The sequence below is a fragment of the Vibrio sp. 10N.286.51.B11 genome (assembly GCF_041469245.1).
Taxonomy (GTDB): Bacteria; Pseudomonadota; Gammaproteobacteria; order Enterobacterales; family Vibrionaceae; genus Vibrio; species Vibrio crassostreae_C.
On the sequence record NZ_JBFRKI010000002.1, the window covers coordinates 106,352 to 131,577 of the forward strand.

Annotated in this window: 16 protein-coding genes and 2 pseudogenes; 10 read left to right on the forward strand and 8 right to left on the reverse strand. The window is 45.6% G+C overall.

Annotated elements, in window-relative coordinates:
- Positions 1-276 precede the first annotated feature (276 nt).
- A complete protein-coding gene (gene dnaJ, locus AB4154_RS00755; protein WP_136975828.1) occupies positions 277-1,425 on the forward strand; it encodes a molecular chaperone DnaJ in 1,149 nt (382 codons plus the stop codon).
- Positions 1,426-1,595: 170 nt separating this feature from the next.
- Here dnaJ and AB4154_RS00760 read toward each other — a convergent pair whose 3' ends face one another.
- Complete coding sequence (locus AB4154_RS00760) at positions 1,596-2,027, reverse strand: type IV pilin protein (RefSeq protein WP_371714507.1); 432 nt, start codon at positions 2,025-2,027, stop codon at positions 1,596-1,598.
- 102 nt (positions 2,028-2,129) lie between these two features.
- Between AB4154_RS00760 and AB4154_RS00765 the strand changes: the two genes are divergently transcribed.
- The 7 genes and pseudogenes from AB4154_RS00765 (at position 2,130) to tadA (ending at position 9,044) form a co-directional block, all read left to right on the forward strand.
- On the forward strand, positions 2,130-2,636 hold the full coding sequence (locus AB4154_RS00765; protein ID WP_017067642.1) for a GspH/FimT family pseudopilin: 507 nt from the start codon (positions 2,130-2,132) through the stop codon (positions 2,634-2,636).
- The gene (locus tag AB4154_RS00770; protein WP_029235082.1) at positions 2,617-3,249 is read left to right on the forward strand and encodes a PilW family protein; all 633 of its coding nucleotides are present in this window, start codon (positions 2,617-2,619) and stop codon (positions 3,247-3,249) included. The genes AB4154_RS00765 and AB4154_RS00770 overlap by 20 nt, the downstream gene beginning before the upstream one ends.
- Positions 3,246-4,550, forward strand: a complete 1,305-nt coding sequence (locus tag AB4154_RS00775) for a hypothetical protein (RefSeq protein ID WP_017062784.1) — start codon at positions 3,246-3,248, stop codon at positions 4,548-4,550. Before AB4154_RS00770 ends, AB4154_RS00775 begins: the two co-directional genes overlap by 4 nt.
- Positions 4,540-4,989 carry a prepilin-type N-terminal cleavage/methylation domain-containing protein gene (locus AB4154_RS00780; protein WP_372121977.1) on the forward strand — a complete coding sequence of 150 codons (450 nt, stop codon included), beginning with the start codon at positions 4,540-4,542 and terminating at the stop codon, positions 4,987-4,989. Before AB4154_RS00775 ends, AB4154_RS00780 begins: the two co-directional genes overlap by 11 nt.
- A gap of 297 nt (positions 4,990-5,286) precedes the next feature.
- The gene (locus tag AB4154_RS00785; protein ID WP_017059875.1) at positions 5,287-6,849 is read left to right on the forward strand and encodes an AbgT family transporter; all 1,563 of its coding nucleotides are present in this window, start codon (positions 5,287-5,289) and stop codon (positions 6,847-6,849) included.
- Positions 6,850-7,063: 214 nt separating this feature from the next.
- Positions 7,064-8,353: a hemolysin family protein gene (locus AB4154_RS00790; protein ID WP_372121979.1), complete on the forward strand. Its 1,290-nt coding sequence runs from the start codon at positions 7,064-7,066 to the stop codon at positions 8,351-8,353.
- 86 nt (positions 8,354-8,439) lie between these two features.
- Positions 8,440-9,044, forward strand: a pseudogene (tadA, locus tag AB4154_RS00795) (tRNA adenosine(34) deaminase TadA).
- Between the two features lie 61 nt (positions 9,045-9,105).
- On the opposite strand, the gene AB4154_RS00800 reads toward tadA, so the two are convergent.
- Both AB4154_RS00800 and mltF read right to left on the reverse strand, forming a co-directional pair.
- Complete coding sequence (locus AB4154_RS00800; RefSeq protein ID WP_017059878.1) at positions 9,106-9,237, reverse strand: hypothetical protein; 132 nt, start codon at positions 9,235-9,237, stop codon at positions 9,106-9,108.
- A 316-nt stretch (positions 9,238-9,553) separates the two neighbouring features.
- Positions 9,554-11,122 (reverse strand): membrane-bound lytic murein transglycosylase MltF, encoded by a 1,569-nt coding sequence (gene mltF / locus AB4154_RS00805; RefSeq protein ID WP_372121981.1) that lies wholly within the window; start codon positions 11,120-11,122, stop codon positions 9,554-9,556.
- Between the two features lie 329 nt (positions 11,123-11,451).
- Here mltF and purL point away from each other — a divergent pair, with 329 nt between their 5' ends.
- Positions 11,452-15,375: a phosphoribosylformylglycinamidine synthase gene (gene purL, locus AB4154_RS00810; RefSeq protein WP_372121983.1), complete on the forward strand. Its 3,924-nt coding sequence runs from the start codon at positions 11,452-11,454 to the stop codon at positions 15,373-15,375.
- Between the two features lie 372 nt (positions 15,376-15,747).
- On the opposite strand, the gene AB4154_RS00815 is transcribed toward purL, so the two are convergent.
- The 4 genes from AB4154_RS00815 to dapD all read right to left on the reverse strand — a co-directional run bounded on the left by AB4154_RS00815 (position 15,748) and on the right by dapD (position 22,202).
- Entirely contained in the window at positions 15,748-18,852 is a 3,105-nt protein-coding gene (locus AB4154_RS00815) for an efflux RND transporter permease subunit (protein ID WP_372121985.1), read from the reverse strand.
- On the reverse strand, positions 18,849-20,171 hold the full coding sequence (locus AB4154_RS00820; RefSeq protein ID WP_032545691.1) for an efflux RND transporter periplasmic adaptor subunit: 1,323 nt from the start codon (positions 20,169-20,171) through the stop codon (positions 18,849-18,851). The genes AB4154_RS00815 and AB4154_RS00820 overlap by 4 nt, the downstream gene beginning before the upstream one ends.
- A gap of 124 nt (positions 20,172-20,295) precedes the next feature.
- The gene (locus AB4154_RS00825) at positions 20,296-20,646 is read right to left on the reverse strand and encodes an EF-hand domain-containing protein (protein WP_372121986.1); all 351 of its coding nucleotides are present in this window, start codon (positions 20,644-20,646) and stop codon (positions 20,296-20,298) included.
- Positions 20,647-21,170: 524 nt separating this feature from the next.
- Positions 21,171-22,202 carry a 2,3,4,5-tetrahydropyridine-2,6-dicarboxylate N-succinyltransferase gene (gene dapD / locus AB4154_RS00830; protein WP_371725094.1) on the reverse strand — a complete coding sequence of 344 codons (1,032 nt, stop codon included), beginning with the start codon at positions 22,200-22,202 and terminating at the stop codon, positions 21,171-21,173.
- Between the two features lie 505 nt (positions 22,203-22,707).
- On the opposite strand from dapD, the gene ushA reads away from it, so the two are divergent.
- On the forward strand, positions 22,708-24,408 hold the full coding sequence (gene ushA / locus AB4154_RS00835; protein WP_017064205.1) for a bifunctional UDP-sugar hydrolase/5'-nucleotidase UshA: 1,701 nt from the start codon (positions 22,708-22,710) through the stop codon (positions 24,406-24,408).
- An 84-nt stretch (positions 24,409-24,492) separates the two neighbouring features.
- On the opposite strand, the pseudogene AB4154_RS00840 reads toward ushA, so the two are convergent.
- Positions 24,493-25,134 (reverse strand): annotated as a pseudogene (locus AB4154_RS00840) (MarC family protein).
- Positions 25,135-25,226 lie beyond the last annotated feature (92 nt).

Sequence of the window (25,226 nt, forward strand, 5' to 3'; positions counted from 1 at the left end):
CAGAGTAGCCTGATTTCGTTATCGGAAGTGTCCACCTACTAACGTAGGCTCCGCGCTTCCACTTAGGACTCAAGCTATCTGCTTAGAAATTTGTCTCAAAGACTTATTATTGCGGGCGTCAGAGGTAACTCTCACGCCCGTAAATTTGTATTTAGACTTGTCGATCTAGATAATAGCTTTATTCGGCATTTCAGCCGGCAGAACTTTTATCTAGATTGATACACAGACTACTGAAGTGATCATTCGGTAGTAGCAATTATTTTGGTGACCTAGAACATGTCAAAACGTGATTTTTACGAAGTATTAGGCGTAAGCCGCGATGCATCAGAGCGCGATATTAAAAAAGCGTACAAACGCTTAGCGATGAAATTCCACCCGGACCGTAACCAGGGTGATGAGACCGCAGCAGATAAGTTTAAAGAAGTAAAAGTAGCGTACGAGATCCTAACCGATTCTCAAAAGAAAGCAGCTTACGACCAATACGGTCATGCAGCCTTTGAACAAGGTGGCATGGGCGGCGGCGGTGGTTTTGGCGGCGGTGGCCAAGGTGACTTCGGCGATATCTTCGGTGACGTATTTGGCGACATCTTCGGCGGCGGTCGTCGTGGTGGCGGTCAACAGCGTGCACAACGTGGTTCAGATCTACGTTACAACATGGAACTTTCTCTAGAAGAAGCGGTTCGTGGTGTTTCTAAAGAAATCGAAGTACCAACACTTGTAGAGTGTGATACGTGTGACGGCAGCGGCGCGAAAGCGGGTTCTTCTGCACAAACGTGTGGTACTTGTCATGGCCATGGCCAGGTACAAATGCGCCAAGGTTTCTTTGCGGTTCAACAGACTTGTCCTACTTGTAACGGTAAAGGCAAGATCATCAAAGACCCATGTAACTCATGTCATGGTCAAGGTCGCAAACAGAAGACGAAAACGCTTAACGTTAAGATCCCAGCAGGTGTTGATACTGGTGATCGCATTCGTCTATCTGGCGAAGGCGAAGCAGGGGAGCACGGCGCTCCAGCTGGCGACTTGTACGTACAAGTACACGTAAAAGAGCACAATATCTTTGAGCGTGACGGCAACAACCTTTACTGTGAAGTGCCAGTAAGCTTCTCTATGGCTGCTTTAGGCGGTGAAGTTGAAGTTCCAACACTAGATGGTCGTGTAAATCTTAAAGTGCCAGAAGAAACACAAACGGGCCGTATGTTCCGTATGCGTGGCAAAGGCGTGAAAGGCGTTCGTGGCGGCGGTGTGGGTGACCTAATCGTTAAACTAGTGGTTGAAACACCGGTTAAGCTAAGCTCTCGCCAGAAAGAACTACTGCGTGAATTCGAAGAAACATGTTGTGGTGAAGCGGCAAGCAAGCACAAGCCAAAGTCTGAAGGTTTCTTCAGCGGTGTTAAAAACTTCTTCGATGACCTAACTAAGTAATCAATTTATTGATGTCTTAGGTTATTGATACTTTAGGTTGTTGATAATATTAGAAAAGCCTGCTCATGTAGCAGGCTTTTTTGTGTTTGTAGGTTAGAGAAAAGAAGCTCATAGAGGAAAGAATTGAGGTTGCACAGATAAATTCTAGAGCCCTTTGGTGGTTGCTCTTGTTACTTCCAACACGCTTCTGGCTCTGAAACGCCAGAATGGTGTAGCTCCAAAATATCGGTCGTCGAATCTAAGCAATCATCGTTTGTTTGTGGTGAGAGTGGTTCAGCTTGAATTGAATAGGTGGAGCTACTCGCAGATATCGCTAGCGTGTACCGGTTAGTATCGGTATCACAAAACAAGCATGTCCCTCCTGAAATTATACTCTCTGCTGCCGATGCATAGTTCCCCGTGTACAAGGTCTCCATCTCCAGTTGCATCTTGGTCATATCGGCCATTGCTGTGACTCGATGCGCTTTGATGACATGGTTTGTATAACTTGGGTAAGCAATTGCACCGAGTATCCCCACGATAGCGACAGCGAGCAATAACTCGATCAATGTCATCCCTCTCATGCTTAAGTTGTTGCTGTTGCATATATTTTTTCGAATCATCGCGAGTAGTTTCCTTTCATAGCTCAGCCCATTCTTCTCCGGTGGTAGCATCGCTGCAAGATTAAATGCGGTTACGCATTGAGTTACATAGGAATTTGGGAAATGACTCGCGGGTTTACTTTGTTAGAGCTGTTAATAACGGTATCGGTACTGTCGATACTGATAGCGACGGCTGCCCCGAGTTTTAGTTCGGTTACTGAAACCGTCAAGATGCAGCGACTCGCCGGAGAGTTGAATGGTTTTCTCATTCAGGCCAAGTCTGAATCGGTCAAAAGGAATCAAGATCTGTGGGTACATTTCTCTATGGATAAAAATGAGGTGCAATCAACCGGAGAGTGGACTGTAAGGTTAAAGCCTACTGAAGACCTTTCTGGTGAAACGTTACTGATGTTGTCGGGTAAACCATTTCGAGATTTATCGTTTTCCCATAACTACACCGGCGCAAGAATCAGCTTTGAGAGTGTTAGAGGAAGGCCTTCCAGGGGGACAATTTATCTATTCCCTAATGGTACTTCCACTGATCGACTTTTGATCAAGCTATCTAGCCCGCCAGGACGAATTAAGGTATGCGGCGAGTCGAGCGCTCAGTATGGCTATTATGCGTGTTAAGCCGATAGTGGCAGCGCCTAACAAGCAACGAGGAACATCACTGATTGAATTGATGGTGGCCTCTGTGATTGGTGTGTTCGCGATTTCTATTATTGGCAGTGTGTTTATTACGGGGCAGAGAATCGCCAAAGATAAAGGCATCGAGCTATTACTGCTACAAAATCTAACCAGCACCATGCAGGTGATGAAAGAGGATATCCAACGAGCAGGCTACGATGGTTCAAACGGCGATTCCATAAAGCTATCCGGTGCGAGTAATACTATCCAAGTGAGTGGCGCTATTGCGGTTGGTTTTGTTTACTTCCGAGAGGGCTCAAGCGCAAGTAAAGAACATCGAAATATCGTTTACAGAAAAAATGGAACCAAACTGCAAATATGTGAGAAGGGCACCACTGTATCGGAGGCAATTCCTACATTTCATGAGGTTACTGGATGTTACTCACTGTTCGATGACAACCTCATTGATGTTGATGAGTTCAGCATTAATTCCCAAGTATTGGAGCAGAATTCTATCAAGAGCACGCTCACTGATATCAGTATTACAGCGTCAATCCCAACCGCAGGTGTTTCCAAATCTGTTTCGGTTTCCGTTAAGCAGAGGAACTGGCAATGATGATATTTAAAAAGCAGCGTGGTGTGGTGACGTTATTGATTACGTCAGTGCTTTTAATTGGTGCTTTAGTGGTGACATTAGGCACGTATCGCAGTGTATTCCATCAAATTAAAGTCGCACAGAATGAAGTGCAGGGCAGACAAGAACACTGGCGATCGGAAGGAGGCTTGGAGTGTGGCTTCACTTACATCGCTGAAAATGATCTGACAGCTATTCCCAATGATTTAATGGATTATTGTCAGCAGTCGAAAGTCGTTACGTTGGGATCAGAAGCACTCACGCCAAATATATTGGTGTCGAGTTCTGAGTCTTTATCGCTGAACAAAGAGATTAGTTTTGTAGACGCTTCGGGATTAGGAGTAATGCAAACCAATTCGAGTTTAGAATTTATTTCTGATCACAATATCGATATTAATCCTGATATTGCTCTTACTGCTGTTGATGGTATTAACGAGTGTGTATCGGTTCGATTTTTAGATAGTGTTATCTATAAGCAAAAGGGAGGAGGACGTTTGAAGACCATTACTCCAGAGTCACCTCCTTTTTCTACGTTTGAGTCTTGCCAACAAACCACCAATATTAGCAATGATGCAACCATCGACTCCGTTGGGGCGCTGCCTTCAAACTCTTTTCAATCAGATTTCAAATTCGATCCGGATATCGATACGTTCTCTAATTATTTTGGCGTGCCAAAGACGTCAGAGAACATTGACCAAATTAAGCTTGATTATCATGTTATAGACCTTATTGATCGGACAGTAGTCCCCCCTAAGCATATTGACTTGGTTGATGGTGAATATGAAGGAAATAAGTGTAGCAAAGCCATTAATGATGCCTTTTCAAGTGGGGAGAATAAGGTATGGGTTATAGGTGATTGCGTCGTTTATTCACCTGCGATTAATGTAGTTGAACCTATCCCAGGGGTTATTACGCCTCGCTCTTTAGTGATTCAGGACGGCATCGTTGCGAATGGTAACGCGAGCGTATTTGACGGGGCTTTTTATCATCTAAATGATATGACCGTATTCGATAACACTAACTCTCCCGATACTGATACCGACCTACTGAGTGGTTTGTGGGCTAAAGTTCCAGATACAATTCCTATTACTGATTTAGTACAGAGTAATTCGGTTTATATTGGATTTGCTTCTTTTTTCCCTAAAGGAGGGATGTTCTTTGATTCCGTTGGTGGGTTATCGACAATTCAGGGTTCAATCAATTTGGATTATACCGGTGAATACAACCCTCATAGCACTCCTTTAAAAGCGAAGTGGAAGCGAGGATCATGGAATGATTTCTAAGAACTCAGGTTTTAGCTTGATAGAGGTTCTTATCTCTTTTCTGTTGATTGGTGTTGCCTCACTAGGGCTGGTTAAATTGCAGATCTACGCTGAACAAAAATCGGATTTTGCGCTCCACAGCGTAGAGGCGCTGCATTTTGCTGAAAGGCAGATGGAGTATTATCGAACTCGGGCGTCTAATGTGAGTGGAGCGGTAAGTTTAATTCCTTTTTCGGAACTAAATCAGGCGAGTCATTGTCTCAACATAGCAAGTTCAGATCCTTTATCCGGTTTGTCGGGTTCTGCCTATGCCATGACCTGTGAAGTGACTAATGCAAACGGTGCTCTGTCTAGCGCATTAAAAAGCATTACTGTCACAATTGCATGGCAAGATCGTATGAACCACGCACAAAGTATTTACCTCGAAACTATGCTCTCCAAATACAGTGAGTTTGATTGACCCTCAAGCAAACGTTTACTGCATGCCAAGGCTCATGCTACCCCTTTTACTGATAATTTTCACTCCTCGGACATTGTTTACGTGCCAGTTAAAACTCTGTATATGGAATGGTATGTTTTGTGTTTTTATATTGTTGCTGTTGTATGGTATTTTTGCAAAATATGTCTCCATTTATGGAAAATAAGATGGAATCTTGTGCTTTTTAATGACGACTTTAATAGAATATGTGCTGCACCAATAGGCCATGGTCCAAACTTATATTAGGCCTAAACAAACAACATCACATATGGAGTTACCATGAGTAACCAAGCCGTAAAAAAAGCACCATCGACTGAGAAGATCAGTGGAATGGACCGCTTTCTAAACTTCATTGAACGCGCCGGCAACAAAATTCCAGATCCAGCAATTCTGTTCTTCTGGGCTCTAGTTATTGTATGGGTAGCATCTGCACTTTTGTCGAATCTTTCATTCGATCTAATCAACCCTCAAACGGGTGCTGCTCTAGAAGTTAACAACCTACTCACTGGTGAAGCGCTTGCTAGCTTCCTCGCGAATATGGTTACCACGTTCACAGGTTTCGCGCCTCTAGGCATCGTACTTGTTGCTATGCTAGGTGTTGGCGTTGCAGACTCTTCAGGCTTCATTACGACAGGCCTTAAGAAGATGCTTAATTTCACGCCAGCTAAGCTATTAACGCCAATGCTAATCTTGGTTGCTATCGTGTCTCACACAGCAGCAGATGCAGGTTACGTTCTAGTCATTCCTCTTGGCGGCATCATCTTCCACGCAGCGGGTCGTCACCCTCTAGCGGGTATTGCAGCAGCGTTTGCTGGTGTATCAGGTGGTTTCTCAGCGAATTTCATTCCTTCAGGTATTGATCCGCTACTAGCAGGTTTCACTCAAACAGCGGCAAACGTTCTTGACCCTGCATATGTGATCAACCCTCTAGCGAACATTTTCTTTACTGGTTTGTCTTCAATTCTAATTGTGGCAATTGGTTGGTACGTTACAGAGAAAATTATCGAGCCTCGTCTTGCTAATACGCCTGTAGATGAAGATGCAGAACAAGCACCTGATCTAGGTACGTTCACAGCCATTGAATCTAAAGCATTCAAATTCGCTGGTTGGGCAATGGTTGCCGGTATTGGTCTGCTTATCGCGGCTCTAATGCCTGAAAACTCAGCACTTCGTTCACCTGAAGGCGAATTAACGGCGTTCTCAGCACCAGTAATGAAGTCTATCGTTCCTCTGATCTTCATCCTGTTTATTATTCCGGGTATCGTCTACGGCCGTGTAGCGGGTACATTCAAGAATAGTAATGATGTTATCAAAGCAATGTCTGAGACGATGGCAACGATGGGCGCATACATTGTAATGTCGTTCTTCTGTGCTCAGTTCCTATCTGCATTCGCTCAATCAAACATCGGTACTATGCTGGCACTTTACGGTGCTGAAGGCTTGAAAGCGATGGACCTTCCAGGTGAAGCAACGGTTGTTGGTATGATTCTACTAACGGCTGCAGTTAACCTTCTTGTTGGTTCTGCTTCAGCTAAGTGGGCACTGATTGGTCCTATCCTAGTTCCAATGCTAATGGTTGTGGGTATCTCTCCTGAGCTATCTCAAGCGGCTTACCGTGTAGGTGACTCTGTGTCTAACATCATCTCTCCACTAATGGTGTTCTTCCCACTGGTTGTTGTTTACTGTCAGCGCTACGTTAAGTCGACAGGTATCGGTACTCTAGCTTCTCTAATGATGCCATTCTCGATTGCGATGTTAATCGGTTGGTCTATCTTCTTGCTAGCTTACTGGGCTCTTGGTATCCCACTAGGTATCCAAGCACCTTACACTTACACAATGTAAGATTGAACTAAGCAAAACTAAGCTTTATTCATTGCTAAGCCCGCACCGAAATGTGCGGGCTTTTTTTCGCTATTTTTTCCGTTTTTTATATCCAAGGTTTTTATATCCAAAACTTTCTATATCCAAAACTTTTTATATTCAAAATAAAGGCACTCAGCTTATACTCCGGATTACGGCTAATTGTTGGCCGGTAAATTTAGGAAATCCAAGCCACATGAAAATTCTGCTTTTAGTAGGGTTAATTGTTTTAAATGGTCTGTTTGCCATGTCTGAGATTGCATTGGTAGCAGCAAAAAATAGTCGGCTGAAACGCTTAGCCGAAAAACACCGCTCCGCTCAGGTTACTCTTGATCTCAAAGAAAACCCAACCCGCTTCCTCTCTACAATCCAAATCGGTATCACGGTAATCGGCCTACTCAGCGGGATTGTGGGTGAGGCGACGCTATCGGCTCCACTAGCCGTTCAACTTGAACTGTGGGGACTAGACCCAACACAAGCGAACATCTTGTCTACTGCGGTTGTGGTGGTAGGTATTACTTATTTCGCTATCGTTGTCGGTGAGTTGGTACCAAAGCGTTTTGCTCAGTCTCAAGCTGAAAACATTGCTGTGTTAGTCGCGCTGCCAATCTTCTGGTTATCTAAAATCGCGACGCCGTTTGTGTTTGCGTTGTCGGCTTCAACGGAAGGTATTCTTAAGTTGATGGGCCGAGGCGGTGAAGAAGATAGCGTTACCGAAGATGATATCCATGCACTTGTGAAAGAGGGCTCAGAATCGGGTGTGATTGAACGCGGCGAACAAGAGATGATTCGTAATATCTTGCAGCTTGATGATCGTCTTGTGAGCTCATTGATGACTCCGCGTCGAGACATCGACTTTCTGGATGTCGACCAACCCGTTGAGCAGATATTAAAGAAACTGCGTTCATCAAAACACAGTGTGTTTCCATTGTGCCAAGATCACCTCAATAAAGTGGTGGGTACAGTGTCAGCCAAAGCCTTGCTGAATCAGGCGGGCAATCTAAGCATTCAAGTGATCATGGGGCTGTCTCGCTCGCCGATCTATGTTCCAGAATCGATGAAAGCTCTGCGTCTACTTGGCTACTTTAAAGAGTCGGGCACCGAGATGGCATTCATTGTCGACGAGTATGGCGATGTTCAAGGTCTTGTGACTCATTACGATATTCTTGAGGCGATTGCTGGCGAGCTATCGAATAATCCGAACGATCTTTGGACCGAGCAAGTGGAAGACGGTTTGTTGGTGGATGGATTGATTCCTATCAGTGAACTGAAAAACCGTTTAGAGCTATCGGATTTTGAGGGCGAAAGCGAGAGCTTCCAAACGCTGAATGGCCTTGTGACATGGTTAATAGGGCGCTTACCGGATGCAGGCGAAGTTGTTCAATACCAGCAGTGGCAGTTTGAAATTATCTCTGTTGAGAACAATCGCATTGTGAGTATCAAAGCGACGCCAATAGCCGATGACATAGAAGACGCTAATAGCTAACAGTTCGACCAACCAGCAAGCGGCAATGGTTCATTGTCTGTTGTTGTCTATTACCTCTTTATTGTTCATTATCTCTAAGATTAGGTATGCTTCACCGCATACCTATTTTCGTTTTTATCCTTTGTTTCTGGAGTTCCCTTTGTCAGACCATCAATTCACCCCTCAAGATGAAATCTTCATGCGACGCGCCATCGAGGTGGCTACGCAAGCAGAGAGCGAGGGAGAGGTTCCTGTTGGTGCAGTATTAGTAAAAGATGGGGAGATTATCTCTGAAGGATGGAACCGTTCGATTGGCAGCCACGATGCTACGGCACACGCAGAAATTGAAACCTTGCGTAAAGCCGGTCAAGCCTTAGAAAACTATCGGCTACTCGATACCACTTTATACGTTACGCTAGAGCCTTGCCCAATGTGCGCAGGTGCCTTGCTACACAGCCGAGTAAAGCGCATTGTGTTTGGTGCTCCAGACTTAAAAGCAGGCGCTGCAGGTACAGTGTTGAATTTGTTTGAAAGCCAGGCCTCATACCACTATGCCGACGTTGAACATGGTTTGTTAGAGGAAGAGTGCCGTGAGCAATTACAAGCGTTTTTCAAGCGTCGTAGAAAAGAGATAAAAGAGAAGCGAAAGCAAGAACGTCTGTTGGAAGAGCAGCGTTTAGAAGCAGAGATGAAGGCTGGCAATAAGAAATAGCAGCGTACTTTCGGCACTCTCTATCGCAAGAGTGCCAAGCAAACTGACTGAGTAACTACATTTACTCAGCAATCATCTGCATGAAAGCGCGATTGCGCCAAATGATCTTCTTCTTATTATTTGAAAGCATACGCTTACGACGGTTTGCAGCAACGGTCTTATCAAGGCGTTTCGATTTCAGTTTCTTCATCATTTCAATGATTTCCTATTTGTCGTCTGACTTTTTAGTTTGGACTAACGATTTAATTATAGTGTTATTCGTTTGTTTGGCCTGTCGCACGCTTGGCTTAAATAGAAAAGCAGTTCTAGTCTAAAGCCAGCATTGCAGTGCAACAGAGCATAATCTTGATTGTGGTGTGCCGTTATAAGGTTCGATTGTTACTGCAATATGACACTCTAGATCTCATCATCATTTTCTTGCCTGCTTCCCTTATCCCTTAGTGACGAAAGAAGAGTCGAAAAAAGACAATAAAAAAGAGCAATGCTAGATGGCATTGCTCTTTTGGGTTTTACTGTGAAGGCTCAGAACTGCTTACTGTCGACTGAGCTGCGCTGATACTCGATTCAGCACCTGAGGTTTCTAAAGGTGGGATCACCACCAAACCTTCAAGGGTCGCTTCTTGTTCTTTATTGCGCTTATTTACATGGCCAATAATGCTTTGGTAATAACGGCGAATGTTTTCAACGTAGTTTCTCGCTTCATCACCACGCGCATACCCATATCGAGTTTGGCTGTAGTACTTCTTCTGTCTTAACAGAGGTAATCTGTCTTTCACATCGCCCCAAGCATCAGGATCTCCTCCTTGTGCCTTCGTGAGGCGACGCGCGTCCATCATGTGCCCGTAACCGACATTGTATGAAGCAAGTGCAAACCAGATCTTTTCGTGTTGAGTGATTGAATCTGGTACTCGGTTCACGATACGACGCAGGTACTCAACACCGCCTTGTACCGACTGGTTCGGGTCGAGACGGTTGGTTACCCCAACACTCTTCGCGGTGGGCAGTGTCAACATCATCATGCCACGAACACCCGTTGGTGAGCGCGCAACAGGGTTCCAGTGTGATTCTTGGTAGGCCAAAGCGGCAATCAAGCGCCAATCAAATTCTTGAGAGTACCTTTGAAATAGCGGCGACCATTTTGGCAACTTGCTGTCCAGTGCGCGGATAAAGGCACGAGTATCAACGTAGTCAAAAGTGCCGATGTGGCCGATGTATTTCTCTTCTAGTGAAGCCAGTTCACCAGACTGTTTTAGGTTACCGAAGAACTCAATCAGCAAAGCATACAGGCTTTCATCTTCCGATCTATTTAGGTACCAAGAGATAGGTTGGTCTTCTGTCAGTTCAAAAGCCAAAGCTACGTCTGGGTATAAACGTTGTGCCAGTGACAGCTCAATTGAGTCCGCAACCGTAAATAAGCGCTCGCCAGTCGATACTTCTTTGAGCAGGTCGTTGATATCAGCATTGCCGACCGCATCATAGATAAAGTCATCGTGTGTTTTCTGCAGCTGCTTTAGTGTTGGCTCAAAGTGCGAGTCTTTCACCACAACCAAAGAGGGCGTCAGCGTCTCGCTTGATACCGCAGCTTCTGATTCAGCTTGTGCTTTTACAAACTCAGCCTGACGCTCATTCTCAAAATTGATCAATTGCTCAAGGTTTCTTGGGCGCCATTGGCCCTTTTTGTACACGACCTGTTGGCTTACATAGTAATAAGCAGGTGCGGCGCGATAAGCTCGTGTCAGTTTGTTGTTTTGCGTTAAGCCGGTCGCGATAAGATCGATTTCGCCTTTCTGCAGTGCAGGGAACAAGCCAGACAAACGGTAAGCGGGTTTAACCTCAAGCTTTACACCAAGCTCCTGCGCAAATTCACGAGCTAATTCGTAATCCAAGCCAGCAGGACCATCAGGACCGATGTAATAAGAGAGTTGGTTATTTAGGGTGCCGACACGAAGAACGCCACGATCTCGTATCTGCTCAAGGACACTTTTAGGTTCAGATTCAATCTGGCATCCAGCCAACCCAAATAGGGCGATGGCGAGCAGAAGGAACTTAGACGAAAAGATGAGCGTAAATTTAGGCATCAAAATGAAATCTCGAAAAGTGGAAGCTCCTTTATACCAAACCCCGCAAGGCTGGCAAAGCAGGTTTAATTAAACAGTTGTAAAAGTGGTGATAAATGCAGCAAAAGTACCATTTACGCAGAAAGATAAAAAAAATCACGCAAACGGTTGCTTTTGGTGTTACGTCACAAAAAGAAATGCTTTATAATGCGCTCGCATTGAAGAGGTGGGATCGGCATAGGTTTTTAAACCTTCGGGAATAGCTTCGAAGAAAACAGTTAGGTTTTTCCTTTAACCCACTGAATTTATTCCAATACTACCTTAATCAACTGCATAAGAGACGTAAGCACATGAGAATTTTGCGTGGCTCCCCAGCTCTATCTGAGTTTCGTGTTAACAAGCTTTTAGAGCTTTGTCGTGAATTAAGCTTACCTGTAACAGGTATTTACGCTGAGTTTGCCCACTTTGCTGATCTAACGGCAGACCTAGATGAGTCTGAAGTTGAGAAGCTAGAAAAGCTACTGACTTACGGTCCAACGATTGAAGAGCATGAACCTGAAGGTTTACTGCTGCTTGCAACGCCACGCCCAGGCACTATCTCGCCTTGGTCTTCAAAATCAACAGATATCGCACACAACTGCGGACTGGCTAAAGTGTCACGTCTAGAGCGCGGTACTGCTTTCTACATTGAAACCTCTGCTGAACTTTCTGAACTTCAACTTGTTGAGCTGAAAGCAATCCTGCACGACCGTATGATGGAAGTGGTTTTCACTGACTTCGAATCAGCGGCGGCACTATTTACCGTTGCTGAGCCTGCTCCTTATGCGGAAGTTGACCTACTAACTGGTGGACGTAAAGCGCTTGAAAAAGCAAACGTTACCCTAGGTCTTGCACTTGCAGAAGATGAGATTGATTACCTTCTTGAAAGCTTCACTGAGAAGCTAGGTCGTAACCCGACTGACATCGAGCTAATGATGTTTGCACAAGCGAACTCAGAGCACTGTCGTCACAAGATATTTAACGCTGATTGGACTATCGATGGCGTTAAGCAAGAAAAATCATTGTTCAAGATGATTAAGAACACCTTTGAAACGACACCAGAGCACGTTCTGTCTGCTTATAAAGATAACGCAGCGGTAATGACTGGTTCTGAAGTTGGTCGTTTCTTCCCAGATCCAGAAACTCGCCAGTACAACTACCACCAAGAAAAAACACACATCTTGATGAAAGTTGAAACGCACAACCACCCAACGGCAATCTCACCGTGGCCAGGCGCATCGACAGGTTCAGGCGGTGAAATCCGTGATGAAGGCGCAACCGGTATTGGTGGTAAGCCCAAAGCGGGTCTTGTTGCTTTCTCTGTATCTAACCTTAAGATCCCGAACTTCGTTCAACCTTGGGAAACTGACTTTGGTAAGCCAAGCCGTATCGTTACTGCTCTGGATATCATGCTTGAAGGTCCTCTTGGTGGCGCGGCATTCAACAACGAATTTGGTCGTCCAAACCTACTTGGCTACTTCCGTACTTACGAAGAGAAAGTAAACTCTCACGCAGGTGAAGAAGTGCGTGGTTACCACAAACCAATCATGCTAGCTGGTGGTCTTGGCAACATCCGTGATGAGCACGTTCAGAAGAAAGAGATCCCGGTAGGTGCAAGCCTAATCGTTCTAGGTGGTCCTGCGATGAACATCGGCCTTGGCGGCGGTGCGGCATCTTCAATGGATTCTGGTTCTTCTTCTGAAGATCTTGATTTCGCTTCTGTACAACGTGAAAACCCAGAGATGGAGCGTCGTTGTCAGGAAGTTATCGACCGTTGTTGGCAGCTTGGTGATGCGAACCCAATCGCATTTATCCACGATGTGGGCGCGGGCGGTATCTCTAATGCTCTTCCTGAGCTAGTCGACGATGGCGAGCGTGGCGGTATCTTTAATCTACGTGACGTGCCAAACGATGAGCCGGGCATGAGCCCACTTGAGATCTGGTGTAACGAATCTCAAGAGCGTTATGTAATGGCGGTTGCTGATAAAGACATGGCAACGTTCGACGCGATTTGTAAGCGTGAACGTGCACCGTACGCAGTGGTTGGTAAAGCAACTGAAGAACGTGATCTGAAATTAGAAGATTCACACTTCGACAACACGCCAATCGACATGCCAATGGACATCCTATTAGGTAAAACACCTAAGATGCACCGTGACGCGAAAACGCTAAAAGCTAACAACCCTGCGATTGACCGTTCTGGCATCGAGATGAACGAAGCGGTTGACCGTGTTCTTCGCTTGCCAACAGTCGCTGAGAAAACATTCCTTATCACCATCGGTGACCGCTCGGTAACAGGCCTTGTAGCTCGTGACCAAATGGTTGGTCCATGGCAGGTTCCTGTTGCTAACTGCGCAGTAACAGCGGCAAGCTACGACTCTTACCACGGTGAGGCTATGTCTCTTGGTGAGCGTACGCCAGTGGCACTTCTAGACTTCGGCGCATCGGCTCGTCTAGCGGTTGGTGAAGCAATTACTAACATCGCAGCGACCAACATCGGCGATATCAAACACATTAAACTGTCGGCTAACTGGATGTCTCCAGCAGGTCACCCAGGTGAAGATGCAGGTCTTTACGAAGCGGTTAAAGCGGTTGGTGAAGAACTATGTCCAGCTCTGGGTCTAACTATCCCAGTGGGTAAAGACTCAATGTCGATGAAGACTAAGTGGGAAGAGAATGGCGAGCAGAAAGAAGTAACGTCTCCGCTATCTCTTGTTATCACTGCGTTTGCACGTGTTGAAGATGTTCGTAAGACGATTACTCCTCAGCTTCGCACCCCTGATAACCTTGAAGGACTAGGTAATACAAGCCTAGTTCTTATCGACCTAGGTAACGGCAAAAACCGTATGGGTGCAACAGCACTTGCACAGGTTTACAAGCAGCTTGGTGACAAGCCAGCAGACGTAGACAACGCAGCGCAACTAAAAGGTTTCTACGAAGGCGTTCAAGCACTTGTAGCGAACGACCAAGTTGTCGCTTACCACGATAAAGGCGATGGTGGTCTATTCGTAACGCTAGCAGAAATGGCATTCGCAGGTCACTGTGGTGTTAATGCAAACATTGAAGCGTTAGGTGAAGACACGCTAGCAGCACTGTTCAACGAAGAGCTAGGTGCAGTAATCCAAGTCCGTAACGACGACCTAGACGCAGTACTTTCTACTCTTGCAGCTAACGGTCTAGAAGCATGTTCTCATGTGATTGGCTGCGTTGTTGGTGAAGGGGAAGCATCAGATGAACTAGTGATTAAGTCTGGCGAGTCTGTAGTGATTGAACGTAACCGTACTGAACTACGTACAATCTGGGCTGAGACAACGCACAAGATGCAAGGTCTGCGTGATAACCCAGTATGTGCTGACCAAGAACATGAAGCGAAGAAAGACAACTCGGACCCAGGTCTGAACGTGAAACTGAGCTTTGACGTAAACGAAGACATCGCAGCACCGTTCATCAACACAGGTGCTAAGCCTAAGATGGCGATTCTACGTGAGCAGGGTGTTAACTCTCACGTTGAAATGGCAGCAGCATTCGACCGTGCAGGCTTCGAAGCAACTGATATTCACATGAGCGACATCCTTACGGGTCAAGCAGTTCTAGAAGAGTACAACGGCCTTGTGGCTTGTGGTGGCTTCTCTTACGGTGACGTACTAGGCGCTGGTGAAGGTTGGGCTAAGTCGGTTTTGTTTAATGACTCGACTCGTGACCAGTTTGAAAACTTCTTCAAGCGTGAAGATACCTTCTCTCTAGGTGTGTGTAACGGTTGTCAGATGTTGTCTAACCTACGTGAACTTATCCCTGGTGCAGAGTACTGGCCACGTTTCGTTCGCAACGAATCTGAGCGCTTTGAAGCACGTTTCAGCCTAGTAGAAGTTCAGAAGTCAGATTCTGTATTCTTCAACGGCATGGAAGGTTCTCGTATGCCAATCGCTGTTTCTCACGGTGAAGGCCGCGTAGAAGTACGTGATAACGACCACCTAAACGCGATTGAAAACTCAGGTACGGTTGCTCTACGTTACGTTGATAACAACGGTAACCAAACGCAGCAATACCCGAATAACCCGAATGGTTCGCCAAACGCTATCACAGGTTTAACAACGACTGACGGCCGCGTGACAATTATGATGCCTCACCCAGAGCGTGTATTCCGTACGGTTGCAAACTCTTGGTCTCCGGAAGGTTGGGGCGAGAATGGCGCTTGGATGCGTATGTTCCAAAACGCACGTAAGAACGTGGGTTAATTGAAAACGATTTAAACAGTGTTATCGGGACAATAACCACAAGCGCAGATCGAAAGGTCTGCGCTTTTTTTGGTGGTGAGTGTGGTGTAGGGATCACCGTATAGTGGATGTGTGTATAACAAACTTTTGGACAGAAATGAGTTTTGGAAAATCAAACATTAGCAAATGACTAATAACTTCAGGTATGACAAATAACTAAACCTGATAGAAAAACTGCCACCAAAGAGCAAAAGACAAGACCTGACCCTATTGTTTTTTGTACGCAAAAAAACAGCAGTCAGTGATAGGGTTTAATCGCCAAATAAATTCTACGCAAACTACCATTTTCATGCCGGGCTAAATGACATGGTTCAGCATGCACTCCCAAGGGCCTCAAAGGGAAGATTGAGCACCTTCTGCCCATTTGGTCAGCTTTAAATCGTCCAAAATAAGCAGCACGCAAGGCACAACAATTGACGCTAGTAACGTAGCCGAGACTAAGCCAAACGCAATACTGGCAATTAACGGGATCAGAAATTGCGCTTGCGTACTGGTTTCGGTTAACAGTGGAAGCAATCCTGCAAATGTGGTTAACGAGGTGATAAATATCGCTCTAAATCGGTCACGTACCGCCTCTCGACAAGCGTCTATCAAGCGCTCGCCTTGGGCGATATTCTTCTTAATAAAATTGACCAACAGAATGTTATCGTTAACGACGATACCCGCTAAGGTAGCAAAGCCAACCAAGCTTGGAATAGTCAAATCGAACCCCATGCCCAAGTGCCCCCATACCACACCAATCCAGCCCATAGGGATTGCCAGCAGCACAGCAATCGGTTGAGTGTAGCTTTGTAACAGGAACACTAAAATAAGATAAATCCCCACCACGCCAAGAGCAAAGAAGGTCGCCAGCGAGGAGCCCGTATCTGAGCTTTCTTTATCCTGACCTTGCGAGGTGAAGGTGATGTCTGGGAATTTGTGTTGAGTTTGCGAGACAAATTCGCTATTGAACTGCAGCATGATTTCACGCGCATTGGCAACCCGCGTATCGATATTGCCTTGCACAACCACAGTGTTCATCCCATTAATGCGGTGAATTCGCGAGAAGGCTTGTTTTCTGTCAAACGTCGCAACACTTGATAATGGAACTAGGGTTCCATTGCCTGCCGTCACCATCAAGTTATTCAACTCATACAGGCTAGCTTGGTGCGTAAACTCATCCAGTCTCACACTAATATCCACCAGCTCGCCTTGTTGGAAAACCGTCAGATCAGTACTGCCTTTTACCGCGCTGCGCAGCGTTTGAGCAATGTTGGAAGCATTAACTCCCATCACGCCAGCTTCATCTTTAAGGTTAACGTGAAATTCGGTTCTGCCCTCACGCAGATCGGTGGAGAGGTTATAGACACCGTCAAATCCCTTCAACCATTTCATCAGCGAGCGGCTGACTTGATTGAGCTCTTGTAACGACTCACCCTGAACCCGAATATCAATGCCATTGCCAGCAATGCCCCGTTCTTTATCGGTAAACTTGAGTGAAACCACATCCGCCTTAGGGCCTACTTTTTGTTTCCAATCTTGGATCAGATCTTTAATGCTCTGCTGCCTAAATTGCGCTGGCAATAGATCGGCACTGACGGTTGCCATATGCGGCCCCGACTCATTAGCATCAGCATTTGAGTTGAACATGATCGTGGTGCTCGCGACCAAAGGTTTTGAGCTTGGGTATTTCTCTGCGTATTCTTGGTTGAGTTCATCAAGCGCGTTTGAAACCTTCTCCACCACCGCCTCTGTCTGGCTCAGTAAACTGCCTTGAGGGAGCAAGATACGCGCCTGCAGCACATCACTTTCCAAGGCAGGCATGGCTTTGAATTTCAGCCAACCTGACGAAATGGAAGCGGTTGAAATCATCACCACCATCACCAATATCCCTACTGAAAGATAAGGTGCATTCATCGCCTTGACACTCACTGGCACAAAGAATCTGTCTCTGATGTTTTCAAAACCGGCAATGAACTTGTCCCGTATAGGATTAGAGCGAGATTCAGTATGGCTATGTGCCAAATGAGACGGCAAGATCAAGAAAGCTTCTATCAGACTAACAAGCAAGGTAATCAATAACACGATGGGAATATAGCGTAGTACTTCGCCCATCTTGCCTGTGAGAAACATCAGCGGCCCTATCACCATGATGGTGGTAGCAAACGATGCAATCACACCTGGGAAGACTTGTTTGGTACCTTCAACTGCAGCGTCAAACGCGGGTAGCCCTTGTTGCCTCTTGGCAGCGATGTTTTCTGCAATGATCAACGAGTCGTCCATTAGCAGACCAATCGCGACAATCAGCCCGACCAGCGTCATCATATTCAGGGTATAACCGAGAAGTTGTATCGCAAAAATGGCGCCAAGGAATGAAACCGGCAGCCCCATGGTGACCCAAAAGCTAAAGCGAATATTAAAAAACGCCCACAACATCAAAAATGCCAGTGCTAATCCCTGTGCGCCATTGCTGGTGAGGATTCTCAGACGCTCAATAATATTGGTGCTGGAATCTTGGGTGATGGTTAAAGCGACGCCTTCAGGGGCTCTCGCCTGTTCTTTTTCAACGATGCTGACGATCGCATCTTTGACCGTTAAGGTATCTTGAAATTGCGTTTTGGACACCTGAAGCAAAGCGGCACGCTGACCATTGAACAGGATTTGATTTTCATCGCTAGTGAACTTCTGCTGAATAACGGCAACATCACCGAGGCGAACCTGAGTCCCCGTCTCACTGGATTTAATCACGATATTTTCGAAGTCTCTGACGTTGCTGCCTAAGTGGTCGAAGCGGACGCTGATCTCTTCCAAGTCATTACTAAATACGCCAGCAGGAGTGCTGATACTTTGCTGTTGTACTAGATTGGACAAGTCGGACACACTCAGGCCGTACTGCTGCAACTTCCACTGCGATACGCGAATTTCTATTTCTTGATCCGCAAAACCGCTCACGGTCACCTGAGCGATCAATGAGCTCTCTTTTAACTTGTGCTTAATTTGTTGGGCATAGAGATATAAGTCCCTATCTGACATATTGCCGGTAATCGCGACACTGGCCACCGTTGCCACTCGGTCCAGTTTCGACACCGTGATCTGCTCAACTCGATCCGGAAAATCACTGATGGCGTTAACCTGCTGTTGAATATCGCTGGTTAAAGTGTCAATGTCTTCATCATCGCCGATTTCCACATTGGCGATGACCAAACTCTCTCGGGCATCACAGCTTAACTCTTTAATTCCACTCAGCTTATCGAGAGAATCTTCCAACGGGTAACACACTTCTTCCATCATCTCAAAAGGTGACGCGCCCGGATAAACGATCCGAACCTCAATATTTTTGGTCGGCGTCAACGGAAAAGTGTCTTTCTGCAGTTTGGGCAAGGCAAAAGCCCCTAACAGCAGTACCGCCATCATCAGGACATTGGCGCCAGTGGTGTGCCGAGCAAAAAAAGCGATCATAATTTGCCCTCTTTCTGAATCGCGTTTAGGGCTTTAAATCCGCTCTGCGTATCCAACCAAAGGCCGATTTTCTCATCCGGTTGCGGTTGTAAAGCCATCCCCTCAACGGCGGGTGAAAGTTTACTTAGCACAACCACATCACCGAATTCCACGCCAGATTTGATCACCGCAACCTGCCCTTGGACGAAATCTATCCTGACAGGTTTGCTTTTCAGTTTACCTTCAGAGACAGTGTAAACTTTACCATCATGGATGGCGTTTATCGGTAGCAAGACTTGTTGCTCCATCATTGGTGCTTTAATCGTGACTTTAACGAAAGTCCCACGAATAAGTGGTGGCTTCTCCCCGGGAATGGCTTGCTGATAGGGCTGATTTACTTGTGCAACCAGGCTTTGGCTTTGAGTCTGAGCATCGATTTCACCGCCGGATCGGCTGATCTCGGCAGGCCAAGTAATTACTTTATCGCCTGCTTGGAGCTCGACTGTCGCGCTCAAGTTGCTATGAACATCTTCGTCAAGCGAGTCAAAGCGATTGGAATTTCTTAGCGGACGCATTTTACCAAGCGGAAACTGCGCGCGAACCTCAACGGCATCGATGTCATCCGCTTTGAGCAGCAATTCCCCCTTGTTGACATACTCGGCGAGTCCAACCAAGGTTTCGACAATGCGAATATCAAATGGGGCTTTAATTACGGTTTGTTCGAGATCTCGGTTTGCAAGTGCTAGTTCCGTTTGCAAAACCTTTTGCTGCGCTTGATTAATTGCCAGTTGGTTTTTCTGTGTCTGGAGCTGTTGCTGGCTGCTGAGCAAGTCTTTGGTCGCGCGGTCTTTCTCTGTTTTGGAGATATGCCCGGTTTCACTCAATTTGATTGAGCGGGCATATTCTGACTGTTGTACCTCAAACTCTTTCTCTGCAATCTTGAGCGAATCGATAATGGTCTGATTCGTTAGCATTAGCACTTCAAGCTCAGCTTGCAAACGGGCAATAGTAAGTTGATAAGCGGTGGGGTCAATTCTAAGGAGTTCGCTGTCTTTGCGGATAATAGCGCCCGTTTTGTATTGCTCAGAAACCCACACAACCGCGCCGTCAAGTTCAGACTGTGCCTGCCAGTCTTGAACAGACTCGGTATGTCCATATCCGATGGCAGAAGGTTGGATATTTCGCGGCTCGACTTTCAACACCCGAACCACCTTTTTAGCAGCCGTATTACTCGCATTAGGCGGTTCAGCCTTCATCCCTGGTGCGATCACCAATAACGCGATGCCCAACAAAACAGGAGGAACAAACAGAGCCCTTTGTAACCAGCTATACCTAGTCATAGCGATTCCCTTACTATATATTAGCTTTTCCTTAAGCAAAAGGTAGCACACCAACATAAGCGGATTTGCTTCCTTGATCTCAAAATAAGTCAGGCCTCACAAATGGAGGCCTGATTGAATTGAGCTACTGATTGTTTTTGCCTTTGCCCATGGTATTTTTGGGGTTCACCATGCCTTGATGAGCATTAAACTCTTGTTGAGAGATAGCGCGATTCGCGTTGCTATCTAACGAAGCAAAACTGTGGCTTTGATTGATATTTTTCAACGTACGTCCCTCTTCTGCTCGCTGGGCAATACGTTCTGAGCGTGCTTGATTGAACTCGGCTTCGGTTATCTTGCCATCACCATCGAGATCAAACTGTGAAAATACTGGGCGTGACATATTGTTATTCATGCCTTTATTCATTCCACCAGCCATTGCTCCGAAGGCAATAACGATACCGAGTAACGCGATTATCATGCTTTTGATTTTCATGACGTTTTCCTTCTCTTTGTTTCACTACTTAAGAATATACTAATGTAAGTAAGATAACGTCATGTGATGTAAAGGTATGTAAAGATGGCTAAGTAGATATCGATTTATGTTCTTATCGGTTTGTAAGCGCAGCGCAACAGAAATTATGAAACTTCTGCCGCTAGTACTCTGGTAAGAGTACAGGCATAGCTATGTCCAAATGGTTTTCAAATTATCCCAAACTTTCAGCCACCGAAACCGAAAAGCCAATGATATAAAATCCCTAGTTTCGAAAAATATGGCGATTTTTAGACATTCAGAGTGTTTTCGAACTTTTGCCCAGCAGTTTGCCTTGCAAATATCCAACAGACAAGGGATTACTTTTAGTAGGGCAAATACATGTTAACATTCTGTTAACTCTGACTGGTAATGGGGCAATAATGATTACCAGAACATACAAAAAAGCCGCTGGATTGAACCCCAGCGGCTTATTATTTTCTAGCATCTAGCATCTAGCATCTAGCATCTAGCATCTAGCGCTTAGATTAGTTGTTGCTGTGCAGCTCGCTGTTTAGCTCAACAGCAGACTTGTTCGCAAGACATTCAATTTGGCCAGTGATTGAGTTACGACGGAACAGAAGATCAGAAACGCCAGCTAGATCGCGAGCTTTAATGATCTCTACTTCGTTGCCTTCTTTATCTAACATGCGAACCTTAGTACCCGCAGTCACGTAAAGACCAGACTCAACCGTACAACGGTCGCCCATAGGGAAGCCAAGACCAGCGTTTGCGCCTAGTAGGCAGTTTTCGCCGATAGAGATAACCATCGTACCGCCACCAGACAGAGTACCCATGATAGAAGCGCCGCCGCCGATGTCTGAACCGTTACCTACAACAACACCCGCAGAGATACGACCTTCAACCATGCTCACGCCAGTTGTACCAGCATTGAAGTTGATGAAACCTTCGTGCATTACTGTTGTGCCTTCGCCTACGTGTGCGCCAAGACGAACACGAGAAGTGTCAGCAATACGAATACCTGTTGGTACTACGTAGTCCACCATTTTAGGGAACTTGTCTACGCAATCTACAGACAGAGCACGACCTGCAAGGCGAGCTTCGATTTGACGCTCAGCCAGCTCAGGTAGGTCGATAGGGCCTTCGTTTGTCCATGCGATGTTGTGCAGTAGACCGAAGATGCCGTCCAGTACCGTACCGTGTGGTTGTACTAGGCGGTTAGAGATAAGTTGTAGCTTTAGGAAGCCTTCAGCAACTGATGCTGGCTTCTCGTCAGTAGCAAGAACAACAAGAACAAGTGGCTGTTCAGACGCTGCCGCTTTTTCTGCTAAAGATGCGTTAGCTGCATCATCGTTTGCTGCGAATGCCTTCGCCAGTTCTGCGCTTTGTGCAGCAGAGATTTCGATAGCTTGGTTGCCTTCAGAGTAACCTGATACTTCTGCCACAGCCGCTACAAGAGCGTCGCTTGGGTTTAGAAGTGGGTTAGGGAAGAACGCTTCAATGATTTTATTGTCGCGGTTTTTGGTTGCCGTACCGAAGGCTAGTGAAAAGTAAGCCATGTTGAATCTCCATGTGTTGAGTCTTGATTTTGCTATTCCAAAACAACGACTCGAATAACAAGCGCTGCCGTTAGCAAAGTTAATTTAATTGCGTTCATCATAAAGAGAGCGCCCTCGTTATGAAAGGGCGTATCGGGATAAAGTCTGTAAAATGATATTGCTTGTCTTTTGAGAGATAGTTTTCATTATCCGGATATTATACCTCGCTCTTAAATATGGGCGTTCTTACTTAAGTAGCGCGGTGCCATTTCATTTCCATGCCTGACACTTATCTTTAGTCCATCCTCTTGTTAGCCGTATCAATAGAGTGAGTCACACTTTCTTTATAAATTCATGTTTATTATCAGAATTATTCGACTTCTGTTGATTAATCGCTTGTGCCTACAGTTAGGGTAAATACTCAACTTTCCAGACATGTAATTAAGAGAACGATCACTAAAACCCTGCAAGATGTCAGTATATTGCCTGCCATAACGACATTAAAACGATTAATAAAGGATCTTCTATGAATTTTACTAAGTCTTTACTGGTGTTATCTATCGGCGTAGCGATGGTTGGTTGTGGCTCGGACAGTGACGATATCGCAGTGACATGTGACACTGCCGCTTCTTGTACCAAGTTTACTGTTTTACATACCAACGATAACCATGGTCGCTTCTGGGAAAATAGTAAGGGTGAGTATGGAATGGCGGCTCGTAAGACGTTGATTGATAGTATTCGTGCGGAAGTGACTCAAAACGGTGGTGAGACGATCCTACTGTCCGGTGGTGACATTAATACTGGTGTTCCAGAGTCTGATATGCAGGATGCGATACCAGATTTTGTTGGCATGAACCTTCTTGGTTACGATGCGATGGCATTAGGTAACCATGAATTCGACAACACCTTGGATGTGCTTGAGATGCAATCTGAGCTAGCTGACTTCCCGATGCTTGCGGCGAATATTTATATCAAAGATGGAGACACAGTTACTGATGAACGCCTTTTCTCTCCATATAAAGTATTCACCATTAATGGTTTAAAGATTGCTGTTATTGGCCTGACAACCAAAGATACGGCTAAATTAGTTAATCCTGACAACGTCGCGACAATTCACTTTGCCGACCCACAAGTTGAAATCAAAAAAGCCATAAAAGAAATAGAGGCCAATGAAACGGTTGACCTGATTTTTGCTACCACGCATATGGGGCATTACGCAGATGGTCAGCATGGTAGTGAAGCGCCTGGCGATGTATTGCTTGCTCGCTCTCTAGAAGAAGGTCAGCTAGATGCAATTATTGGTGGACACTCTCAAAACCCTGTTTGTATGGAAGGCAATGAATACGCCGACTTCAACCCAGGGGATGACTGCAAACCTGATCAGCAAAATGGTACCTACATCATGCAAGCTCACGAGTGGGGTAAGTATGTAGGCAGAGCTGACTTTGAGTTTTATGACGGCAAACTGCATTTAGCGAAGTACGATCTGGTTCCTGTGAACCTAAAAGAGAAGGATGAAAATGGTGATTATCAGTTTATTCAATCTGAAATAAAGCCTGATGCAGCTGTAAAAGCTACTCTCTACCCATATCAACAACAAGGGCAAGATCTCCTCGATGTCATCATCTCAAAGACAGATGCAAAACTGGAAGGTGATCGTGATGTTGTTCGTTCAGAACAAACTAATCTTGGTCACTTGTTAGGAGAAGCATACCGCACTTATGAATTGGTGAATGCTGACTTTGGTGTAATGAACTCTGGTGGTGTCCGTGACTCAATTGCGGCAGGAGACATTGCTTATCGTGATGTACTGACGGTTCAACCTTTCGGGAACTTCGTGACTAAAGCAACGATGACAGGTGCTGAAGTAAAAGCGTATTTGGACGTTGTTGCGACGAAGACTGCAGGATCCGGCGCTTATGCCCAACTCGACAATATCAGCTTAACGGTTGACTGCGATTTGAGTGATGTGACCATTCGAGACATCAATGGCAAAGGTTTTGATTTAGCAGACACTTACACGTTCTCCGTGATCAGTTTCAGTGCGGCTGGTGGTGATGACTACCCAGTAATTGACGTTGAATCGACACAGTTAACGGATGCCTCGGTACTGCGCGAATTCTTTGTTAAGAACCCTGATGTCACTGCAGCGAATTACGCACCAGCGGATGGTGATCTAATCTACATGAGTAAAGGTTTAGAAGTAAAAGGCTGCCCTGCGAACTAATTTATAATTCGTAAACAAAAGCGCCAAAGAAAATAGCCAGCGAATCGCTGGCTATTTTTGTATCAGAAATTTGTTGTTCTGAGCTTAAACAAACAGCGCCTTATGAGCTTGTTCAATACCTTCAATCAGCATCTGCATACCAATAACGGCGAGTATCAAACCCATCATTCGGGTAATTACATTCAATGCACTTGGTCCAACGGCTTTAACGAAGCGCTCGCCAAATACAAACAATACGTAGGTTAAGGCGCATAGTAGGCCAAAGGCGACGATGGTGATGATGGTTTCGTAGATGCCTTCGGTGCTGGCAAAGTTCATCGCGGTGGCAATGGTGCCCGGTCCGGCTAATATTGGCATTGCCAGTGGCGAGACGGCGATACTGAGCGCCGCATCTTGTTGAGCGTCTGAGTTGACCTTCTCTTTTGCTTTAGAGTGTGTTGAGTCACCTTGCAGCATATGAAAGCCAATCAAGAACACGAGGATCCCGCCGGTGATACGAAGCGCGTAAAGCGTGATACCAAAGAGGTCGAAGATGAGTTTACCCGAGACAGCAAAGGTGCTGACGATGATGAAGGCGATGAACACTGAGCGGAAAGCGATAGACTTGACCGTTTCCCTATCATTATCACCTGTTAATCAAAGAAAGATCGGTGTGTTGGCGATAGGGTTCATGATGGCAAAAAAGCCCATGAACACGGTAATGGTATGAATGATGAGCTCTTTCATATTATTCCTTTGAAAATATGTAGTTAAATACGACAGCAGAATGTATTTAATCTTAGATACAAATAATTATTAGAAATAGATAGTAGAGCAAG